Here is a 19,300-nt window from a genome sequence, read left to right as displayed (position 1 = left end):
CCCGGGATTATACCGAATCAGGCCACAAATCGAGGCGTCAAAACCTGATGAAGGCGGTTACGCCAGAGGTCAAAGCCGTCGAGCATCCAGTTGAGTTCTTGAACAGTCAGGACAATCGCCTCGTCGGTGGCATCAGGCGAAGTTTGGAATCGCTCGGACTCCAGGCGCTTTAGCCAAAGGCAGAACGCTCCCAGTACAAAATCTTCACTCGATTACGTGGCTTATTGAGGAAGACGAAGAGCACTGGGTCGAAAACGGCGACCTTGATGTCCAGCTCGACCAAGGCAGCCAGGCCGTCGATGGATTTTCGGAAGTCGACCGGCTTGGGGTACAGATACACTTTTTCGACTTTGGCGTCGGGTCGCATCATGGCGAACGGGCTCCTGAGAGAATCGGGAGCACAGTATCCGACATCAGCTAAGCGCTTGGATGTGGGGTTTATGGAGCGCTTACGATGCAAATCCGCCTCTACTCGATACTATTGCTCAGTCTCTCATTGTCCTGTTGTCGTCCTAACAGATAAATTATTTTGTCTCGATTGATTGGTTAAATGCCTCCCAAGATTAATGAAAGGCTTTTCAATGAGGCGGTAAATAAAATAACTTAAGGTGATCGTGAGTGGTAAGGTAATGATGCAGAAAAACTGTAATTTTTCATACGGTGTTGGACTGCTATAAAACAAGGGGAGAAGGTATTCTGAAGTGTAAAATAAGGCTGCACCATGCAGTAGATATACTGAGTACGAAATATCACCGATGAACTTTAATGCTGGTGTGGTATATTTTTGCGACTTTATATTCAGATTTAGTACTGACCAGCAAGCGATTCCGCATGTGAAGGTGAAGAATGCTCTATTGAACCCTGTGACGATGTTAATTTGATTGCCGTCGACAGGCCAGTATATGAAAGCTATGCAAGCAAAGACGAGTGCGGTCATGGGGTATAGGTTGTTCGCACTTACATGCGATTTTCTCATCATGCCGATGCCCACACCTATGGCGAAAAGAAATGCTTGGTTAAATGGGTTTATATATGTTACCCATTGTTGGGCTAGGCTCTGTTCGGGGGTTAATAAGTGGCTTGAGAAGTAAAAGTATATAGAGCCAAGGGCTAGGCTGGCGCAGAGATATGACCATTTATGTTTTGCGGATGCGACGAGGAATGGAAATAGAGCATAAAAAACCATTTCGTTTCCAATTGACCAGCCACCGACGGGAATGTAGTTTTTAGGATGATAATATCCAAAAGTAAGGGTGAGGTTGGATATGTATTTTTCCCAGTTGATAGTAAAATTTTGTGTTGCTAAATATAGATAAAGGCCCGTTAAAAGCGTGGCAATCCAGTAGAGAGGAGCAATTCTGAAAAAACGCTTTGTGACGTAGGTGAGTAGATTCTGGCGGGAAAACTTTAAGTCGGAGTATGCAAGATAGAGTGATATGCCGCTGATGATATAAAATGTCGATACTGCATATACCCCCAGTCTTCCTAGCGTGGTGCTGCTGTCGGGAGTTCCTATGCTCCAGCTCATGAAGTGATAAAACATCACGCATAAGGCAAGAAGGCCTCTCATGTAGTCAATGGAGTTTACTCGATGCATTAGTTGCTCGTCCGGCGTTGGTAATGCTGATATTAAGATGAAGCCCATTAGGCGGTGGGTAGTATCGCAGATTCTCGGCTTTTAACCCACACCGACTCATAGCTTGAAAGCGGCTTCGAAGATGTGACGCATAGATCCATGGTCATTGAGTGGTCTAGGTGGCACGAAGTGTGATTACCTAATGCGGAGAACCAACTGCTGAACAGTCCTGAGGCTTTTGAGCATGAACAGCGGACCTTCCTTATCCACTGATCAATCTGAAGTTACGCGCAGGCATAAGCATTGAGCTCTTGCTGTGGGGTTGCTCGCGGCGGTCGAAGGCGACAGAAGCGCGAGCAACTGCTTCTTCAACTGCTAACTCCCACCCATCACCCCTGATCAAGGACCCGCGCCATGTACAAAGACTACCCAGCCGCCTACCAGGTCAGCAAAGGTTCAGCCCTGCAGGTGGACAAACCCTTCTACGACCGCATCCGCACCCAGCAGGACAAGCGCACCCTGATCGAGCAGTTCGAAGTGCCGATCCGTACCGGTAAGGCCTGGCACGTACCCGCCGGTCATGTGTTCCGAGTCACGACTCCGGTGGGCCCGCAGGTAGGAGACTTCAACGTCTGGAACGCCCACGATCCACGGGAACGCCTGTGGGCGGCGCGCACGCGTCAGCTTCAGGGCGCCCACGTCAGTACCCATGATCGGTTGTGGTCGAACCTGCCATTCCTGCGGCCATTGGTGACCATCACCGATGACAGTCTGGCCGGTTATGGCATCGATGAGCATGGTGGCCGACTGCACGATCTGCTGGGTACGCGCTGTGATCCCTATGTGAACAAGATGCTGACGGGGGAGGATTTTCATCATCACTGTCACTCGAACCTGACCCGTGCGGTGTTGCCTCACGGCCTGACTGAGTTCGATGTGCACGACGTGCTGAATATCTTCCAGTGCACCGGGCTTAATCATGACGACATGTACTTCATGAAGGCCTGTCCGGCGCAGAAGGGCGATTACCTGGAGTTTTTTGCCGAGATCGATCTGTTGTGCGCCCTGTCCACCTGCCCGGGTGGTGACTTGTCGCTGGCGATGTGGGGGCCGGATGCGCAGGATCCCCTTAGCGTCTGTCGTCCTCTGGGGGTGGAGATCTATCGGTTGGAGGATTCATTGCTGGAGGGCTGGAGCCAACCTGAGCGGGCGGCATACAAAGGGTTGCATGGCTTGCAGATTGCCAAGGCGGATTGGGAGAAGTAAGGCGGCAGGGGCTCTTGTGGCGAGGGAGCTTGCTCCCGCTGGGCTGCGCAGCAGCCCCCAAATCATGACTCAATCAGCCTGGCGCACCGCGTCGGCAGGTTTGAGGGGGCGCTTCGCGCCCCAGCGGGAGCAAGCTCCCTCGCCACGGGTACGGAGTGTGAAGCTTCCTCACCACAAGAGTGGTGTGTGAGGCAGCGGTTAACGATCCTTGGCCTCCTTCGCATCCATTTCCGCATTGCGCTCGGCAACGCGCTTGCGTTGCTCATCGGTCAACTCGACCTTGTGGGCGGTGTCGCGCAGCATCATCAGACCACCAACGATCGAGCCGATTGCAACAATCAGAATCAACCAGGCATACCAGGGCATAGGGCTCTCCTTGAGGGGGCGATGGACGGACGAACATTTCGCCGGTCCATCGCACCTACCACTTATGAGCGAAGGTTGCTCGCAGTGGTTCAATACTACGCCCGTTCGGTCGGCTTCACCTCAAAGCCCGGTCAGCATCGCATCGGCGGGAGCGTCTGCACGCAACTGTGCGGTGAGGATGAAGTAGACGAAACCCACCACCATGAAGCCAAGGAAGATCAGCCCGATCAGCGCGTTGAACCAGGCCATCGCCACCAGGCACACCACGGCCAATACCAGGGCGATGCCGGGTACCAGCGGATAGCCCGGTGCGCGGAAGGTGCGTTCCAGGTTGGGTTCGGTTTTACGCAGTTTGAACAGGCTGAGCATGCTCATGATGTACATGACGATGGCACCGAACACGGCCATGGTGATCATCGCCGCAGTCAGGGTCATGCCGCCGAGGTTGATCAGGCCGTCGCTGTAGATCGCCGCGATGCCGATCAGCCCACCGGCGATGATCGCCCGGTGCGGCGTCTGGAAGCGTGACAGCTTGGCCAGGGAGGCGGGCAGGTAACCGGCGCGGGCCAGGGCGAAGAACTGGCGCGAGTAGCCAAGGATGATGCCGTGGAAACTCGCCACCAGGCCGAACAGGCCGATCCACACCAGCATGTGCAGCCAGCCGGAGCTTTCGCCAACCACGGTTTTCATGGCTTGGGGCAGGGGATCGTTGATGTTCGACAGGGTGCGCCAGTCACCCACGCCACCGGCAAAGAACATCACGCCCATCGCCAGGATTACCAGGGTCAGGATGCCGCTGATGTAGGCCTTGGGAATCGTGCGTTTCGGGTCCTTGGCTTCTTCGGCGGCCATGGCCGCGCCCTCGATGGCCAGGAAGAACCAGATGGCGAAGGGGATCGCGGCAAACATGCCGGCGATGGCCGGTGCGCCGAACACATCGGAACCGGCCCAGCCGTTCAGGGCAAAGCTGCTGAAACTGAACGCCGGGGCCACGACGCCCATGAACACCAGCAGTTCGGCCACCGCCAGGACGCAAACAATCAGCTCGAAGGTCGCGGCCAGTTTGACCCCGAGGATGTTCAGGCCCATGAACACGATGTAGGCGCCGACCGCTGCGTGTTTCGGGTCCAGGGCCGGGAACTGCACGTTCAGGTAGGCGCCGATGGCCAGGGCAATGGCTGGCGGGGCGAAGACGAATTCGATCAGTGTCGCCAGGCCGGCAATCAACCCGCCTTTCTCGCCGAAGGCGCGACGGCTGTAGGCAAACGGCCCGCCGGCATGGGGAATGGCGGTGGTCAGCTCGGTGAAGCTGAAAATGAAGCAGGTGTACATGGCCGCCACCATGAAGGACGTCACCAAAAAGCCCAGTGTCCCGGCCACGCCCCAGCCATAGCTCCAGCCGAAATACTCGCCGGAAATCACCAGGCCGACGGCAATACCCCATAAATGCAGGGTGCCCAGGGTGGGTTTGAGTTGTGTGTTCATCGGTGGCTCCCCTCGATCCATAGCAAAAGCGCTGGGGAGGGCAGTGCAGTGGGCGTGCCAGGGTGGCGGGGGCGGTCGTAATGGGTGAAATCGTGTCGTATCGGGGATGTTCCTTGCTTGATGTGCGCCTGTTGTGCGCCAGTTGGGGGCGTTGGCGCTGGTAATGCCGCCTTCGCGAGCAAGCCCGCTCCCACACTGGACTTGCGGTGAGCTCACACCGCGACCTCCTGTGGGAGCGGGCTTGCTCGCGAAGAGGCCCGCCCAGCCAATCATCCAGCCGATTTTTTTACAGATTCTTTATCCCCCAACCGATCTCTCGATCTCGTTCCTTTACAGCCTACCTGCCGACAATCACTCCACACACGGCACGACGCCGTACCACGGAGAAATCCCATGAATGTTCTGGACGGGGTGTCGCTGCTGCTGGCAGGGGCGCTGTTCATTTATCTGCTGGTTGCGCTGTTGCGCGCCGATCGGAACTAGGAGCGGATATGCACGGTTATGACTACGGGCTGATCCTCGGCTTTTTCGCCCTGGTGCTGATTCCGGCACCGTTTCTGGGGCGTTTTTACTACCAGGTGATGGAGGGCCAGCGCACTTGGCTTTCACCGATCCTCGGTCCGGTGGAGCGCGGTTGCTATCGCCTGGCCGGTGTCGATTCCACCGCTGAGCAGAGCTGGCAGAAATACACCCTGGCCCTGCTCGCGTTCAACCTGGCGGGTTTTGCATTGCTGTTTGTGATCCTGCTGCTGCAGGGATATCTGCCCCTCAACACTGAGCAACTGCCGGGTATGGAGTGGACCCAGGCCTTCAACACGGCCGTGAGTTTCATGACCAACACCAACTGGCAGTCCTACAGCGGTGAAGCGTCGTTGAGCTACCTGAGCCAGATGGTCGGCCTGACCGTGCAGAACTTTGTCAGCGCCGCAACGGGACTGGCCGTGCTGGTGGCGCTGTGTCGCGGCATCGGGCGCAAGTCCGCCGCAACGCTGGGTAACTTCTGGGTCGACATGACCCGCGCCACCCTCTATGGGCTGTTGCCGCTGTGCCTGCTGCTGGCATTGTTCCTGGTCTGGCAGGGCGTGCCGCAGACCTTTGCGCACTATGTGCACGGGGTCACGCTGCAGGGCGCCGACCAGGTCATCCCGTTGGGGCCGGCCGCCAGCCAGATCGCGATCAAGCAACTGGGCACCAACGGTGGCGGTTTCTTCGGCGTCAACTCGGCGCATCCGTTCGAAAACCCGACGGCCTGGAGCAACCTGTTCGAAGTCGCCTCGATCATCCTGATTCCCGCCGCGCTGGTGTTCACCTTCGGCCATTACGTCAAGGACTTGCGCCAGAGCCGGGCGATCATCGCCTGCATGCTTGCTTTGTTCCTGATTGGCGGCGCCACGTCGCTGTGGGCCGAATACCAGCCCAACCCTGCCTTGGACAACCCGGCCGTCGAGCAAGCCGCGCCGCTGGAAGGCAAGGAAGCACGCTTCGGCACCACGGCCACGGTGCTGTGGTCGGTGACCACCACGGCAGCGTCCAACGGCTCGGTCAACGCCATGCACGACAGCCTCAGCCCGCTCAGCGGCATGGTGTCGCTGGTGAACATGATGGTCGGCGAGGTGATCTTCGGCGGCGTCGGGGCCGGGCTCTACGGGATGCTGTTGAACGTACTGATCGCAGTATTCCTGGCCGGCTTGATGATCGGTCGCACCCCGGAATACCTGGGCAAGAAGCTGGGCGCCCGGGAGGTGCAGCTGTTGGTGGCAACCCTGCTGGTGATGCCCGTGAGTGTGCTGGTGCTGGGTGCCGTCGCCGCGAGTCTGCCGGGGCCGGCCGCAGCGGTGAGCAACCCGGGTGCCCACGGTTTCAGCCAGTTGTTGTACGCCTACACCTCGGCGGGAGCGAACAACGGTTCGGCATTCGCCGGGTTCGGCGCCAACACACCTTTCCACAACCTGATGCTGGGCCTGGGCATGTTGATCGGTCGGTTCGGCTACATCCTGCCGGTGCTGGCGTTGGCCGGCAGCCTGGCCTTGAAGAAGACCGCGCCGATTGGCCAGAACAGCTTCCCCACTCACGGCCCGCTGTTCGTGACCTTGTTGACCGTGACCATTCTGTTGGTAGGCGGCTTGACCTTCTTGCCGACCCTGGCGCTGGGGCCGATTGCCGAACACCTGAGCATGGGCTTCTGAGGACCTGATGATGAATATGCCGATGAGCAAAACCGTCGCCGCCAAGGCACCGGAACAACCGAAGACCCACCTGTCGGCCCTTTGGCGGCCGGCGCTGGTGCAAGCCTTCGTCAAGCTCGATCCACGCCAGTTGCACCGCGCGCCGGTGATGCTGGTGGTGGAACTGACCGCGATCCTCACCACTGTGTTGTGCTTCATCCCCGACAGCGCCGTGCCGACATTTGTGGCTGCGCAAATTGCGTTGTGGCTGTGGTTCACCGTGCTGTTCGCCAACTTCGCCGAAGCCTTGGCCGAAGGCCGCGGCAAAGCCCGGGCCGACAGCCTCAAGGCCGGCAGCGAAGGTCTCAACGCACGTCGCCAGACCGCCAGCGGCTTTGAAATCATCCCCGCCACCCGGCTGCGCAAAGGCGACGTGGTGCGCGTCGAGGCCGGCGACATGATTCCCGGCGACGGTGAGGTGATCGAAGGCATCGCCGCGGTCAACGAGGCGGCGATCACCGGCGAATCGGCGCCGGTCATCCGCGAGTCCGGCGGCGATCGCTCGGCCGTCACCGGCAACACGCGGCTGGTCTCCGACTGGTTGCTGATACGCATCACCAGCAATCCCGGCGAGTCCACCCTGGACCGCATGATCGCCTTGGTCGAAGGTGCCAAGCGCCAGAAAACGCCGAACGAGGTGGCGCTGGATATTCTGTTGATCGGTCTGACGCTGATCTTCCTGTTGGTGGTGGTGACGCTGCAACCGTTCGCCCATTTCGCCAACGCCAACCTGCCGCTGGTGTTTCTGGTGGCGCTGTTGGTGACGTTGATTCCCACCACCATCGGCGGGCTGCTGTCGGCCATCGGCATCGCCGGGATGGATCGGCTGGTGCGCCTGAACGTGATCGCCAAGTCCGGCCGCGCGGTGGAGGCGGCGGGGGACGTGCATGTGCTGATGCTGGACAAGACCGGCACCATCACCTTTGGCAATCGTCGCTGTACAGCGGTCTATGCCGCCGCCGGTGTGAGCGCCAAGGAACTGGCCGAAGGCGCGCTGTTCGCCTCGTTGGCTGACGATACCGCAGAGGGCAAGTCCATCGTCGAGTACCTGCGAGGTTTGCATCCACAGTCCGAGCCTGGCGTCGAAGCGCTGAGGGCCGTGCCGTTCAGTGCTGAAACCCGTTTGTCCGGCGTCGACTATCAGGGCCGCATCTACCGCAAGGGCGCCGTGGATTCGTTGCTGGACTTCATCGGCCTTGCACGCAATGAGTTGCCACAGGCATTGGCGCGGGAGGTCGACAAGATCGCCCAGAGTGGCGGCACGCCGTTGCTGGTGTGCGTGGACGGCAAGTTGCTCGGCGCGATCCATCTCAAGGACGTGGTCAAGCCGGGCATTCGCGAGCGCTTTGCCGAGTTGCGCAAGCTGGGGATCCGCACGGTGATGGTCACCGGCGACAACCCATTGACCGCTGCGGCGATTGCCGCCGAGGCCGGTGTCGATGACGTGCTGGCGGAGGCCACGCCGGAGAAAAAACTGGCGCGTATCCGTCATGAGCAAAATGACGGTCGGCTGGTGGCCATGTGCGGCGACGGTGCCAACGACGCCCCGGCCCTGGCCCAGGCCGATGTCGGCATGGCGATGAACGACGGCACCCAGGCCGCGAGGGAAGCGGCCAACATGGTCGACCTCGACAGCGACCCGACCAAGTTGCTCGATGTGGTGCAGATCGGCAAGGAACTGCTGGTGACCCGTGGCGCACTGACCACCTTTTCCATCGCCAACGACATCGCCAAGTACTTCGCGATCCTGCCGGCGCTGTTCGCTTCGATTTATCCACAGCTCGGCGTGTTGAATGTGATGCACCTGAGCAGCCCCCAGAGCGCGATTGTGTCGGCCATCGTCTTCAACGCCTTGATCATCGTCGTGCTGATCCCCCTGGCCCTGCGTGGCGTGCGCGTGCAAGCGGCAAGTGCGGCGGCGCTGTTGCGACGCAATCTGCTGATCTATGGCCTGGGCGGGATCGTGGTGCCGTTCGTGGGGATCAAGGCGATCGATATGTTGCTGACGGCGTTGCACCTGGTTTGAGCTGGATGTTCGGCCCACGGATTTTTTGTGCCAGGAGAGGTTTTGTGGCGAGGTAGCTTGCTCCCGCTGGGTTGCGAAGCAACCCCCAGGAAATTGACTGCAACCCGCCTGACACACAGTTGTGGCTGGTTTTGGGGCTGCTTCGCAGCCCAGCGGGAGCAAGCTCCCTCGCCACGATGAATTTTTTGATTCGAGGATTTTGAGATGTCCACTTTGATTCGCCCGGCCTTGAGCCTGTTACTACTGATGACCCTGATCACCGGTGTCGCGTACCCGCTGGTGGTCACCGGCGTGGCGCAAGTCGCGTTTCCCGCCCAGGCCAACGGCAGCCTGGTCGTCGATGCCGACGGCAAGGTCCGTGGCTCGACGCTGATCGCCCAGGATTTCACCGGCGATGCGTGGTTTCATCCACGGCCGTCGGCCGGTGCCTTCGCCACGGTTGCCAGCGGCGCCAGCAACTTCTCCCCAAGCAATCCGGCTCTGGCCTCGCGGGTGATCGATGACGCCCAAAAACTCCAGGTGCCCGGCCAGGGCCCGGTGCCGCTGGCCTTGCTGACCACCTCCGCCAGCGGGCTGGATCCGCACTTGCCTCCGGCGGCGATTGCCTATCAACTGGCGCGTGTCGCCGCAGCGCGCAACCTGCCGGCCTCGACCTTGCAGCAACTGCTCGACGACAACACCGAGCAATCCTTGGTGGGCCCGCCAGTGGTGAATGTGCTGGCGCTGAACCTGGCGTTGGAAAAACTGTAGAACCTGTGGGGAGCCGGGCCTGTGGGAGCAAAGCTTGCTCGCGATGAACGATAACGCGGTCCATCCGTTGGACTGTGTCGTCTTGATCGCGAGCAAGCTTTGCTCCCACAGGTCCAGTGCTCATATGCTTTGCTTCCACAGGTCCGGCTCCCCACAGGGTGTTTGATCAATATTTGAAAGAGATTTCCACGCCATGAGCGACTCCGGCCGCGCCGACGCACTGTTAGCCAATCTGCCCCGTAACGATCGTGGCCGGCTCAAGGTCTTCCTGGGCGCGGCGCCCGGTGTCGGCAAGACCTACGCCATGCTGCAAGCGGCCCACACCCAACTGCGTCAAGGCGTGAAAGTCGTCGCCGGCGTGGTGGAAACCCACGGTCGTGCCGAAACCGAAGCACTGCTCGGCGGTCTGGTGCAGCAACCGTTGGTGCGTTCGGAATATCGCGGCGTCATGCTCGAAGAAATGGATCTCGACGGCCTGCTCGCGGCCCGCCCGGCCCTGGTGCTGGTGGACGAACTGGCCCACAGCAACGCCCCCGGCAGTCGTCATGCCAAACGCTGGCAAGACATCCAGGAACTGCTCGCCGCCGGCATCGATGTCTACACCACCGTCAATGTCCAGCACCTGGAAAGCCTCAACGACCAGGTGCGCGGCATCACCGGAGTGCAGGTGCGCGAGACGCTGCCGGACTGGGTCTTGCAGGAAGCCGATGAACTGCTGTTGATCGACCTGCCATCGCGCGAGCTGCTGGAGCGCCTGCGTGATGGCAAGGTCTATGTGCCGGAGCAGGCGCGAGCGGCGATCGATGCGTTTTTCACCCAGACCAACCTGACCGCGTTGCGTGAGCTGGCCATGCAGACCGCCGCCGCCCAGGTGGACAACGATTTGGCCCAGGGTTATCGGCAACTGGGCCAGGCTGCGCCGGCGGTACGCGGACGCTTGCTGGTGGGGGTAGGCGCCGACGTGCAGGCCGAGCGTCTGGTGCGCCACGCCAGCCGCGTCGCCCAGCGCCGGCATCTGCCGTGGAGCCTGGTCCACGTAGACAGTGGCGTCGCGCACGACGAGTCATCGCGACAGTATCTGCAAAATGCCCAGCAGTTGGCTGAACGCCTCGGCGGCGAAGTGGTGCTGTTGCGGGCCGGCGAAGTCGCCAAGACCTTGATCCAGCACGCCACCGAACGTCGCGCCACGCTACTGTTGGTGGGCCAGTCCCGGCCGCGTTTGCGGCGACGGTTGTTCGGCGGTGGCTTGGCTTCACGCTTGCTGCGCGATGCCCGGGGACTGGAAATCAACGTGCTGGACAGCGATGAACAGCCCCGTCCCGCCCGCGTGCGTTCGAACGCCGTCCAGACTGGGTTCGACTATGCGCTGGCGTTGATGGCGACCGTGGCGGCCAGCGCGTTGGCCTGGGGTATTTCAGGGTGGCTGGCGCTGCCCAATATCTCCCTGGTTTTCCTCATGGCAGTGTTGCTGGTGGCGGTACGCAGCAGCCTCGGTCCGGCGCTGGCCTGCGCGGCGCTGTCGTTCCTGGCCTATGACTTCCTGTTCATCCCGCCGAATTTTTCCTTCACCATCCAGCGCGAAGAAGACGTGCTGACCCTGGTTTTTTTCCTGCTGATGGCGGCCCTGACCGGCAATCTGGCGGCCCGTCAGCGCCGACAATTGCAAGCCTTGCGCGACACCCAGCAGGAAACCGGCGAACTGCTCGACCTGTCGCGCAAACTCACTGCCGCCACCGACCGCCAGGCGGTGATCAGCGCCGCCGCGCAGCACCTCAACGGCCTGCACGACTTGCAGCTTTGCCTGCTCAATCGCGACGGCCAGCACGATTGGAAGGTCGAGACGGGCGAGCCGTTGACATTCACCGAGGCCGAACGTGCGGCGGCCGATTGGGCTTGGCAGCATGACCAGCCCGCCGGTGCCGGCACCGGGACGTTGCCCTCCGGACGCTGGTGGTGGTGGCCGCTGTCGGCGGAAGGTGGGCCACTGGGGTTGCTGGGGGTGTGCCCGAACGAAGGCAAGCCGCTGAGCGGCCAGCGTCGGCGTTTACTGGCGGCGCTCAGTCAACCATTGGCCCAGGCGTTGGCCCGGGCGCAACTGGCCCAGGACCTGGAAGCGGCGCGCCTGCACGGTGAAACCGAGCAACTGCGCAGCGCCTTGCTGGCTTCGGTGTCCCATGACTTGCGCACGCCGCTGACGTCCATGCGCGGCAGCATCGACAGCCTGTTGGCGCTGGGGGAGGCGATCCCTCTGGCCGATCGCCGTGAACTGCTCGAAGGCACCCGCGATGAGGCAGAGCGGCTGGATCGCTACATCCAGAACCTGCTGGACATGACCCGTCTTGGCCACGGCGCTCTGAAGCTGGCGCGAGACTGGGTGTCGCCAGCCGATATCGTCGGCAGCGCGCTGAACCGCCTGCGGGCGGTGTTGGCACCGCTGGCGCTCAGTGTCGAGGTGCCCGCTGAATTGCCCTTGCTGTATGTCCATGCGGCGTTGATCGAACAGGCCCTGGTAAACGTGCTGGAGAACGCTGCGCGATTCTCACCCGTTCACGGGCGACTGCTGCTGAGCGCCGGCGTGACCGACAGCGAAGTGTTTTTTGCGGTGGCTGACGAGGGGCCCGGGATCCCTGAGCAAGAGCGAGAGAACATCTTCGACATGTTCTATACCGCCGCGCGCGGCGATCGGGGCGGGCAGGGCACGGGGTTGGGATTGGCCATCTGCCAGGGCATGGTCGGTGCCCATGGCGGGCGAATCAGCGTGGCCGATGGCCTCGACGGGCTCGGCACCTGCATCACGTTGCACCTGCCCTTACAGGCACAACCGGGCATGGACGATGAAGCTTGAGCGGCGCTGCGTTACTCTCGTCCTACCTGCTTGCCTTTTCACCTGATTGCAACGAACGAGCGCCATGAGCCAGACCGCGACCCTTTTGGTCATCGATGACGAACCGCAGATCCGCAAATTCCTGCGCATCAGCCTGAGTTCCCAAGGTTACAAGGTGCTGGAAGCCGGCACCGGCGCTGAAGGGCTTGCCCAAGCGGCGTTGAACAAGCCCGATCTGCTGATACTCGACCTGGGCCTGCCGGACATCGACGGCCAGCAAGTGTTGCGCGAGTTTCGCCAATGGTCGACGGTGCCGGTGCTGGTGCTCTCGGTGCGGGCCAGCGAAGCGCAGAAGGTCGAGGCGTTGGACAATGGTGCCAACGATTACGTGACCAAGCCGTTCGGCATCCAGGAATTTCTCGCCCGCATCCGCGCCTTGTTGCGCCAGGCCCCGGCTGGCGAGCCGCAGGAAGCCGCGCTGAAGTTCGGCCCGCTGACGGTGGACCTGGCGTATCGACGCGTGCTGCTGGACGGCAGCGAAGTGTCCCTGACTCGCAAGGAGTACGCCGTGCTGGCGCAACTGGCGCGGCACCCGGGGCGGGTCATTACCCAGCAGCAACTGCTCAAGGACATCTGGGGCCCGACCCACACCGAAGACAGTCACTACCTGCGGATCGTGGTCGGCCACCTGCGCCAGAAACTGGCCGACGACCCGACCCGACCGCGGTTCATTGTGACCGAGGCGGGGGTGGGGTATCGGTTGTTGGGGGAGGGTGGGGCTTAGCCTCGAACAGGCTTCAAGTCGTGCACTCATGTGGCGAGGGAGCTTGCTCCCGCTGGGCTGCGCAGCAGCCCCGATACAGCCAACTCAATGAACCTGATACACCGAGCGTGCGGTTTTGGGGGCGCTTCGCACCCCAGCGGGAGCAAGCTCCCTCGCCACAAGGGCTCAGCGATCGTGCTCAGTTCTGGTCACTCTCATACCGATCCAAAGTATCGCTGGCAATCTCCCGCCCCAGTGCGATCAACTCCGGTGCCTTGTAGAACTCGAAGAACCGGCACACCCGTTTAGGCACGTTGATCAGCACATCCGGCGGGTAACCGGCGATCTTGTACTGGGCCAGCGAGGTCTGCATCACTTCGAAGCTCTGGTTGATCAAGTCCAGCAACGAGGCCGGGCCGACGTTGTCGATGATGAACGAACCGGTGGCGGATTTCGGTGCGCCTTCGTTCTCTGGTGCGGCGGCCGGTTGTTGGCCTTCGGGCTCGGCCGAGTCGATCCACGGGTTGATGTCAGCGGCTTCGGCCTTCAAGGCTTCCTGCTCCAGCAGCAACAGCTGCTCGGCCTGCTTGCGGCGAAACGGCAGGCGCGATCCCAGGGAGCTGACCAGGGTGTCGAAGCGCCGCCGGAACGCGGCGGGGCGCGGGATCACCGGTAACCGATATTGTTTCTGGTTGGTGGCGTTGAGGTTGACCGCGATGATCAGGTCGCAGTGGCTCGATACCACCGGCACGATCGGCAATGGGTTGAGCAGGCCGCCATCCACCAACATGCGGTTGCCTTGCATCACGGGTGTGAACAGGCTGGGAATCGCCGCCGAGGCGCGCATTGCCTGATGCAGGCAGCCTTCCTGGAACCAGATTTCCTGCTGGTTGGTCAGGTCGGTCGCGACGGCGGTGTAGGGGATACGCAATTGTTCAATGTTGATTTCGCCGACGATCTTGCGGATCTGTCCGAAGACCTTTTCGCCACGGATCGCCCCCAGGCGAAAACTGACGTCTACCAGGCGCAGGACGTCCAGATAATCCAGGCTTTCAATCCAGTTGCGGTACTCCTCAAGCTTGCCCGCCGCATAGATCCCACCCACGACCGCGCCCATGGAACAACCGGCGATGCAGGCAATGTCGTAGCCACGTCGTTCGATTTCTTCGATCACCCCGATATGGGCATAGCCCCGGGCGCCACCCGAACCCAATACCAATGCGACACGTTTTGTCATGACCCGGCCTCTTGTCGAACAGATTTCAACAATGCACCCATCGACGACTTGGCTCAATCGTTGTGGCGCACGCGTCGTTTTTTGACACGCCGTGACGGCATTTGCGTATGCTCGGCCACACTTGAATTTACGCGGTCAAGCAAGGCACTTTTCGCCGTTGCCACCGTCTTAATAGCACGACTGTTGACCTGACTTGAGGTGTTATTGATGAAAGCTCGGATCCGCCTGCCCTTGGTGGCTTCTTTGATGGTTTTGGCCCTGGCCGGTTGCGCAGGCAAAACCGCTTACCGCGACAGTTGTGGCAGCCAGCTCGACAGCGCCTGGCGTGAACTGGACCTGGCCAAGGCCGAAGGTTTTGCCGGCACCGTCAGCTACTCCAAGGCCCTGTCCCTGCTGACGGGCGCCAAGACCCAGCAGCAATTCGAAGCGTTCGAAGGCTGCGCCAAGAAAGCCGAGAAGGCGCGTTTCTACATTCGTGAGTCCCGCGCAGGACGATAACGGCAGCGACAAGCCATGAGCTGCAAGCTACAAGTGAAGGGCGCACACCGCTCCTCTCTTGAAGCTTGCAGCTCGACGCTTGGAGCTGCGTACGGAGTACGCCCCATGATCGATCGGCTGGTGGCCCGGATACTGGGCCTGGAAGTCCGCCTGTTGGCCTGTCAGGCCCGCTTGAATGCCCATACCGACAGCGAAGCGCTGCATGACTTGCGGACCACGGTACGCCGTTTGCGCAGCCTGCTTCGTCCATTGCGTGGTTTGCCCGGCGTCGAACAGCTGGAAACGGCTGCTTCGGCGGTCGGCAGCCTGACCACGCCATTGCGCGACCGGGAAGTGTTGGCCGCCTACCTGGAGCAGCATGGCCAGGCCGAGGCGGCGCGGCGACGCCAGGTGCAAATGGCCGAGGCTTACCCCGCCGTGGCCGCGAGTGTTGAACTGGCGCAGTTGCTGATGATCCTCGATGCCTTCCCGCGCTTCATTCGTGCCTCCCAGCGCGAGGGGTTGCTGAAGGGTTTGCGCAAACGCATCGAAAAGCGCTTGGAAAAACAGTGGAAGAAACTCGGCGAAGCCCTGCGCGATCCGGCCCATGACCGCCATCGATTGCGCCTGCTGATCAAGCGCGTGCGCTACGCCATCGAAGCCTACCCTGAACTCGACCGACTGCCCGAAGCGGCCCTGCCCCGGCTCAAATCCGCCCAGGCCGCACTGGGCGACTGGCACGATTGCTGGCAGTGGCTGGCCAGGGCCAAGGAAGAAACCGATCTGCACGCTTGTGTGCCAACCTGGCACGCTGCCATGGAAAAGGCCGAGGCCAAGTCCGACAAGGTGCTCGACAAGCTGATTGCCAGTTGCTTCGAAAAATCCTGAACCCAGCACATCCCCGCTCCCAGCGGTAATGCTGTTCACTTAAGAAAATGATGCACCTGTGGCGAGGGAGCTTGCTCCCGCTCGGCTGCGAAGCAGTCGTAAACCGGCGGGTGCGGTGTGTCTGATGCTGCGCATTTGGCAGATTCAGGGGCCGCTTCGCAGCCCAGCGGGAGCAAGCTCCCTTGCCACGGGTTTGTTGATTGCCTTAAGTGAACACCATTACGCTCCCACAGGGGAAATTCAAGATCCTCGGCTTTTCTGTCAGTCTCTTTGGCCGGAATGAGCCCTGTGCCGCCAGCCCGGGCTGGTTAAGATCCCTTCATCCTTTTCCCTGTTTTCGAGGTCGTCATGCGCTTTTCCGATTTGATCGATGCCGTGCGCCGGCAGCCAGGTGCGGTGAGCATCGCGCCTGAATGGGGCCAGGGGCGGGCCAGTTTTGGCGGGTTGGTGGCGGCGCTGCAATATGAGGCGATGCGTGCCCAAGTGCCGGCGGATCGCCCGGTGCGCTCGCTGGCGATCACCTTTGTCGGCCCGGTCGAACCCGATGTGCCTGTGAGTTTCGAAGTCGACGTATTGCGTGAAGGCAAGGCAGTGAGCCAGGTGCTGGGGCGCGCGGTGCAGAACGGCCAGGTGGTGACCGTGGTGCAAGGCAGTTTCGGCGCATCGCGCTCATCCGTGGTGGCGGTGCAGGCCGATCCCGCGCCAGAATTCAAAAGCGTGGAGCAATGCCAGGAACTGCCTTATGTCAAAGGCGCTACGCCGGAATTCATGCGTCACCTGGCAATGCGCTGGAGTGTTGGCGGCTTGCCGTTCAGCGGCAATAAATCCCGGAGCATGGGCGGCTGGGTGCGCTTGCGCGGTGATGTGCAGGAGGAGCCGCTGAACGAAAGTCATATCCTGGCCTTGGTGGACGCCTGGCCGCCGGCCTTGTTGCCGCACCTTTCGCAAATGGCCCCGGGCAGCACGCTCACGTGGACCATCGAGTTCGTCCAGCCGCTGCTGGACCTCACGACACTGGACTGGTGCAAGTACCTGGCCGAGATCGAGCATGCCCAAGACGGTTACGGCCATGTCGCCGCGAAGTTCTGGAGCGCCGATGGCCGCTTGATCGCCCTGAGCCGGCAGACGGTCACGATCTTTGGCTAAGGCTGCTCCGATCAAGATTTGCTTCGGTCAAGGCTTGCGGTTGTGACGGTGGCGCTCCCGCCAGGCGCGCCACCAGCCACCGCTGAGAAAGAACCGCGGAAAAGTCAGGAACTGTTCCACCAGCAGGCGTGACACGGCATCCTTGCGATCGCTGAACGGCTCGGAGGCCTGGGTCTCCAGGCTGTGTCCGTGACGTTGCAAGCCGAGTGCCGCGAGCAGACCGATGATGCCGATGGCGACATCGCCCAGGCTCAAGCTGAACACCCCCGACACAATCAGCAGAAAAGCGATGATGAACAGCGGCACGGCAATCAGGTGCAACACCAGGTTGGTGGGGTGGCGATGATTGTCTGGGTAGGCGCGCCATTGCCAGGCTGGAAGATTGGGGTGACGTTTGCCCATGATGCTATTCCTTGAACGAAACCGAATAACCCAAGGATAGGTCCGTGCGACCGGGGCGGCGAATGGCGGTTGGCTATCGAGGCGATAGGTGGCCATACAGTTTTGCTGTTGTGGCGGGGGTGGGGGAAAGGCTTGCCCGCGATGCAGGCGCCTCGGTTCACCAAGGACCGCATCGCACCCATCGCGGGCAAGCCTTGCTCCCACAGAGGGAATCCCTTCACCACAAGGGAGTCGGGCAAGCCGGCGTTCTACAGTTTGAGCTGCCCGATCGCCTTGCTCAACTCGCCCGCCAACGTCGCCAGTTCATGGCTGGTGGTGGCTGAGTCGACGGTTTGGCGAACGGTGTTCTCGGTCACGTCGCGAATACTCACCACCGCCCGGTTCATTTCCTCGGCGACATGGCTTTGCTGTTCGGCCGCGACAGCGATCTGGGTGTTGCTCTCGCGCATTTGCGCCACCGCTGCGGTGATCTGTGCCAACGCATCGCCGGCCTCGCGGGCCTGTTGCACGCAATCGTCGGCCTTGAGCGAGCTCTCCTGCATGAAGTCCACTGCGTCTCGGGTCCCGGCCTGCAGGGCCGAAACCATGGTGGTGATTTCATCCGTGGAGGTCTGTACCCGCTTGGCCAGGTTGCGCACCTCGTCGGCCACCACGGCAAAGCCTCGGCCCATTTCTCCGGCCCGCGCCGCTTCGATGGCCGCGTTCAGGGCCAGCAGATTGGTTTGTTCGGCGATGCTGTGGATCACACTGACCACGCCATTGATCTTCTGGCTGTCTTCGGCCAGGCGCTGGATCATTTCGGCGGTCTGCTGCACACCCGAAGACAGCCCGGTGATCGACTGTTGCACCCGGGCGACCACGTCGTGACCGTTGCCGGCCAGGGTGTCGGCGGTTTTCGACAGGTCGCGGGTGGCGCCGGCATGCTGGGCGATGTGATAAACCGTGGCGGACATTTCGTTGATCGCCGTGGCTGCCTGATCGGTTTCGCTTTGCTGGCCGAGCATGCCGTGGCGAACATCGTTCATGCTCGACGCCAGGCGCGCGGCACCACTGTCCAACTGCCGGGCGGTGCTGGCAACGGTGTCGACCACCCGTTGATAACCGGCCTGCATGGCGTTGAACGCCGCCGCCATCTGGCCCACTTCGTCCTCGCAGGCCAGGGGCACGCGGGCGGACAGGTCGCCGGTTTTTTCCACGTGCAGCATCACGTCTTTGAGTGTGTTGAGCTGGCTGAGCAAAAAACGGATCAACAACTGCGAAGCGCCGAGCATCGCCAGCATCAACACGAACACGGCCGCGGCGTATTGACTGAAGCGTTCACTGAACACTTGGCTCAGGCTTACACCTTGGGCCAGCACGGCGAGTCGTTGGCTTTCACCTCGATGGATCACTTGGGCGCCCAGCAGCGGGTCGTCGCCAAACAGCAGCCCGGTATCGAGTTCGACCCAGCCCTTGGCCTGGGCCAGCGAAGGCAACGGTTGTTCGTTGAGAACGGGGACCTGGTCGCGCGGGAATGCCAGGAGATAGTCGACCTTGGGCAAGGGCGTTCCGGCAGGCCAGGCATCCAGCAGGTGCGCCTGGGCCTGGGCGTTCGCCTGGGCCGCGTGGTTACGCGCCTGCTGTTCGAGGTGCACCGCGTAGAGCACCAGCAGCAAGGTGGTGACAAAGGCGACCGCATTGACCGCCCAGAATTTGTATTTCAGCGAGATATTGCTAAGCCAGGCACCCATGGAAGGTCTTCTCTGATAGCGGAAACAGCATTGGCAAGGTGCCATTATTCTGCCGCTACTCAGGTGACGGGATTTTGATGTGGGTCAACAGGCAACGAAGTCCCTGGGTCTTGATGTGGGCCAACAGACAACGAAGTCC

Annotated in this window: 16 protein-coding genes and 1 pseudogene; 10 read left to right on the top strand and 7 right to left on the bottom strand. The window is 61.2% G+C overall.

Annotated features, from left to right (window positions below; all coding sequences use genetic code 11):
* Nucleotides 1–17: 17 nt before the first annotated feature.
* Nucleotides 18–367, bottom strand: a pseudogene (gene tnpB / locus BM300_RS30395) (IS66 family insertion sequence element accessory protein TnpB).
* A gap of 126 nt (nucleotides 368–493) precedes the next feature.
* The gene (locus BM300_RS17140; protein ID WP_170862067.1) at nucleotides 494–1,597 is read right to left on the bottom strand and encodes an acyltransferase family protein; all 1,104 of its coding nucleotides are present in this window, start codon (nucleotides 1,595–1,597) and stop codon (nucleotides 494–496) included.
* Nucleotides 1,598–1,990: 393 nt separating this feature from the next.
* On the opposite strand from BM300_RS17140, the gene BM300_RS17135 reads away from it, so the two are divergent.
* Complete coding sequence (locus tag BM300_RS17135; protein ID WP_092144866.1) at nucleotides 1,991–2,842, top strand: urea carboxylase-associated family protein; 852 nt, start codon at nucleotides 1,991–1,993, stop codon at nucleotides 2,840–2,842.
* A 198-nt stretch (nucleotides 2,843–3,040) separates the two neighbouring features.
* Here BM300_RS17135 and BM300_RS17130 read toward each other — a convergent pair whose 3' ends face one another.
* Together BM300_RS17130 and eat are read right to left on the bottom strand one after the other, a co-directional pair.
* Complete coding sequence (locus tag BM300_RS17130) at nucleotides 3,041–3,208, bottom strand: DUF2897 family protein (protein WP_014337248.1); 168 nt, start codon at nucleotides 3,206–3,208, stop codon at nucleotides 3,041–3,043.
* A 120-nt stretch (nucleotides 3,209–3,328) separates the two neighbouring features.
* The gene (eat, locus tag BM300_RS17125; RefSeq protein WP_092144864.1) at nucleotides 3,329–4,693 is read right to left on the bottom strand and encodes an ethanolamine permease; all 1,365 of its coding nucleotides are present in this window, start codon (nucleotides 4,691–4,693) and stop codon (nucleotides 3,329–3,331) included.
* Nucleotides 4,694–5,086: 393 nt separating this feature from the next.
* On the opposite strand from eat, the gene kdpF reads away from it, so the two are divergent.
* From kdpF to BM300_RS17095, 6 genes are all read left to right on the top strand, one after another.
* The gene (gene kdpF / locus BM300_RS17120) at nucleotides 5,087–5,176 is read left to right on the top strand and encodes a K(+)-transporting ATPase subunit F (protein WP_063322338.1); all 90 of its coding nucleotides are present in this window, start codon (nucleotides 5,087–5,089) and stop codon (nucleotides 5,174–5,176) included.
* Between the two features lie 8 nt (nucleotides 5,177–5,184).
* Entirely contained in the window at nucleotides 5,185–6,879 is a 1,695-nt protein-coding gene (gene kdpA, locus BM300_RS17115; protein ID WP_092345791.1) for a potassium-transporting ATPase subunit KdpA, read from the top strand.
* 10 nt (nucleotides 6,880–6,889) lie between these two features.
* Nucleotides 6,890–8,944 (top strand): potassium-transporting ATPase subunit KdpB, encoded by a 2,055-nt coding sequence (gene kdpB / locus BM300_RS17110; protein WP_092222928.1) that lies wholly within the window; start codon nucleotides 6,890–6,892, stop codon nucleotides 8,942–8,944.
* A 204-nt stretch (nucleotides 8,945–9,148) separates the two neighbouring features.
* Entirely contained in the window at nucleotides 9,149–9,694 is a 546-nt protein-coding gene (gene kdpC / locus BM300_RS17105; protein WP_092463393.1) for a potassium-transporting ATPase subunit KdpC, read from the top strand.
* A gap of 193 nt (nucleotides 9,695–9,887) precedes the next feature.
* Nucleotides 9,888–12,539 (top strand): sensor histidine kinase, encoded by a 2,652-nt coding sequence (locus tag BM300_RS17100; RefSeq protein WP_092144856.1) that lies wholly within the window; start codon nucleotides 9,888–9,890, stop codon nucleotides 12,537–12,539.
* Between the two features lie 64 nt (nucleotides 12,540–12,603).
* Entirely contained in the window at nucleotides 12,604–13,302 is a 699-nt protein-coding gene (locus BM300_RS17095; RefSeq protein WP_092144854.1) for a response regulator, read from the top strand.
* 178 nt (nucleotides 13,303–13,480) lie between these two features.
* Here the strand turns inward: BM300_RS17095 and BM300_RS17090 are convergent, their stop codons facing one another.
* A complete protein-coding gene (locus tag BM300_RS17090; protein WP_003199314.1) occupies nucleotides 13,481–14,518 on the bottom strand; it encodes a patatin-like phospholipase family protein in 1,038 nt (345 codons plus the stop codon).
* Between the two features lie 207 nt (nucleotides 14,519–14,725).
* Between BM300_RS17090 and BM300_RS17085 the strand changes: the two genes are divergently transcribed.
* From BM300_RS17085 to BM300_RS17075, 3 genes are all read left to right on the top strand, one after another.
* The gene (locus BM300_RS17085; protein WP_057448452.1) at nucleotides 14,726–15,016 is read left to right on the top strand and encodes a hypothetical protein; all 291 of its coding nucleotides are present in this window, start codon (nucleotides 14,726–14,728) and stop codon (nucleotides 15,014–15,016) included.
* 105 nt (nucleotides 15,017–15,121) lie between these two features.
* Nucleotides 15,122–15,883 carry a CHAD domain-containing protein gene (locus BM300_RS17080; protein WP_092144852.1) on the top strand — a complete coding sequence of 254 codons (762 nt, stop codon included), beginning with the start codon at nucleotides 15,122–15,124 and terminating at the stop codon, nucleotides 15,881–15,883.
* Between the two features lie 348 nt (nucleotides 15,884–16,231).
* The gene (locus BM300_RS17075; RefSeq protein ID WP_092345797.1) at nucleotides 16,232–17,029 is read left to right on the top strand and encodes an acyl-CoA thioesterase; all 798 of its coding nucleotides are present in this window, start codon (nucleotides 16,232–16,234) and stop codon (nucleotides 17,027–17,029) included.
* Between the two features lie 27 nt (nucleotides 17,030–17,056).
* Here BM300_RS17075 and BM300_RS17070 read toward each other — a convergent pair whose 3' ends face one another.
* Nucleotides 17,057–17,431 carry a terminase gene (locus BM300_RS17070; RefSeq protein WP_092144848.1) on the bottom strand — a complete coding sequence of 125 codons (375 nt, stop codon included), beginning with the start codon at nucleotides 17,429–17,431 and terminating at the stop codon, nucleotides 17,057–17,059.
* 248 nt (nucleotides 17,432–17,679) lie between these two features.
* On the bottom strand, nucleotides 17,680–19,161 hold the full coding sequence (locus BM300_RS17065; protein ID WP_092144846.1) for a methyl-accepting chemotaxis protein: 1,482 nt from the start codon (nucleotides 19,159–19,161) through the stop codon (nucleotides 17,680–17,682).
* Nucleotides 19,162–19,300 lie beyond the last annotated feature (139 nt).

It is taken from the genome of Pseudomonas sp. NFACC46-3 (assembly GCF_900114515.1).
GTDB classification, from domain to species: Bacteria; Pseudomonadota; Gammaproteobacteria; order Pseudomonadales; family Pseudomonadaceae; genus Aquipseudomonas; species Aquipseudomonas fluorescens_Q.
The sequence above is the reverse complement of the archived record's forward strand: the minus strand, read 5'-3'. Positions and strand labels throughout refer to the sequence as shown.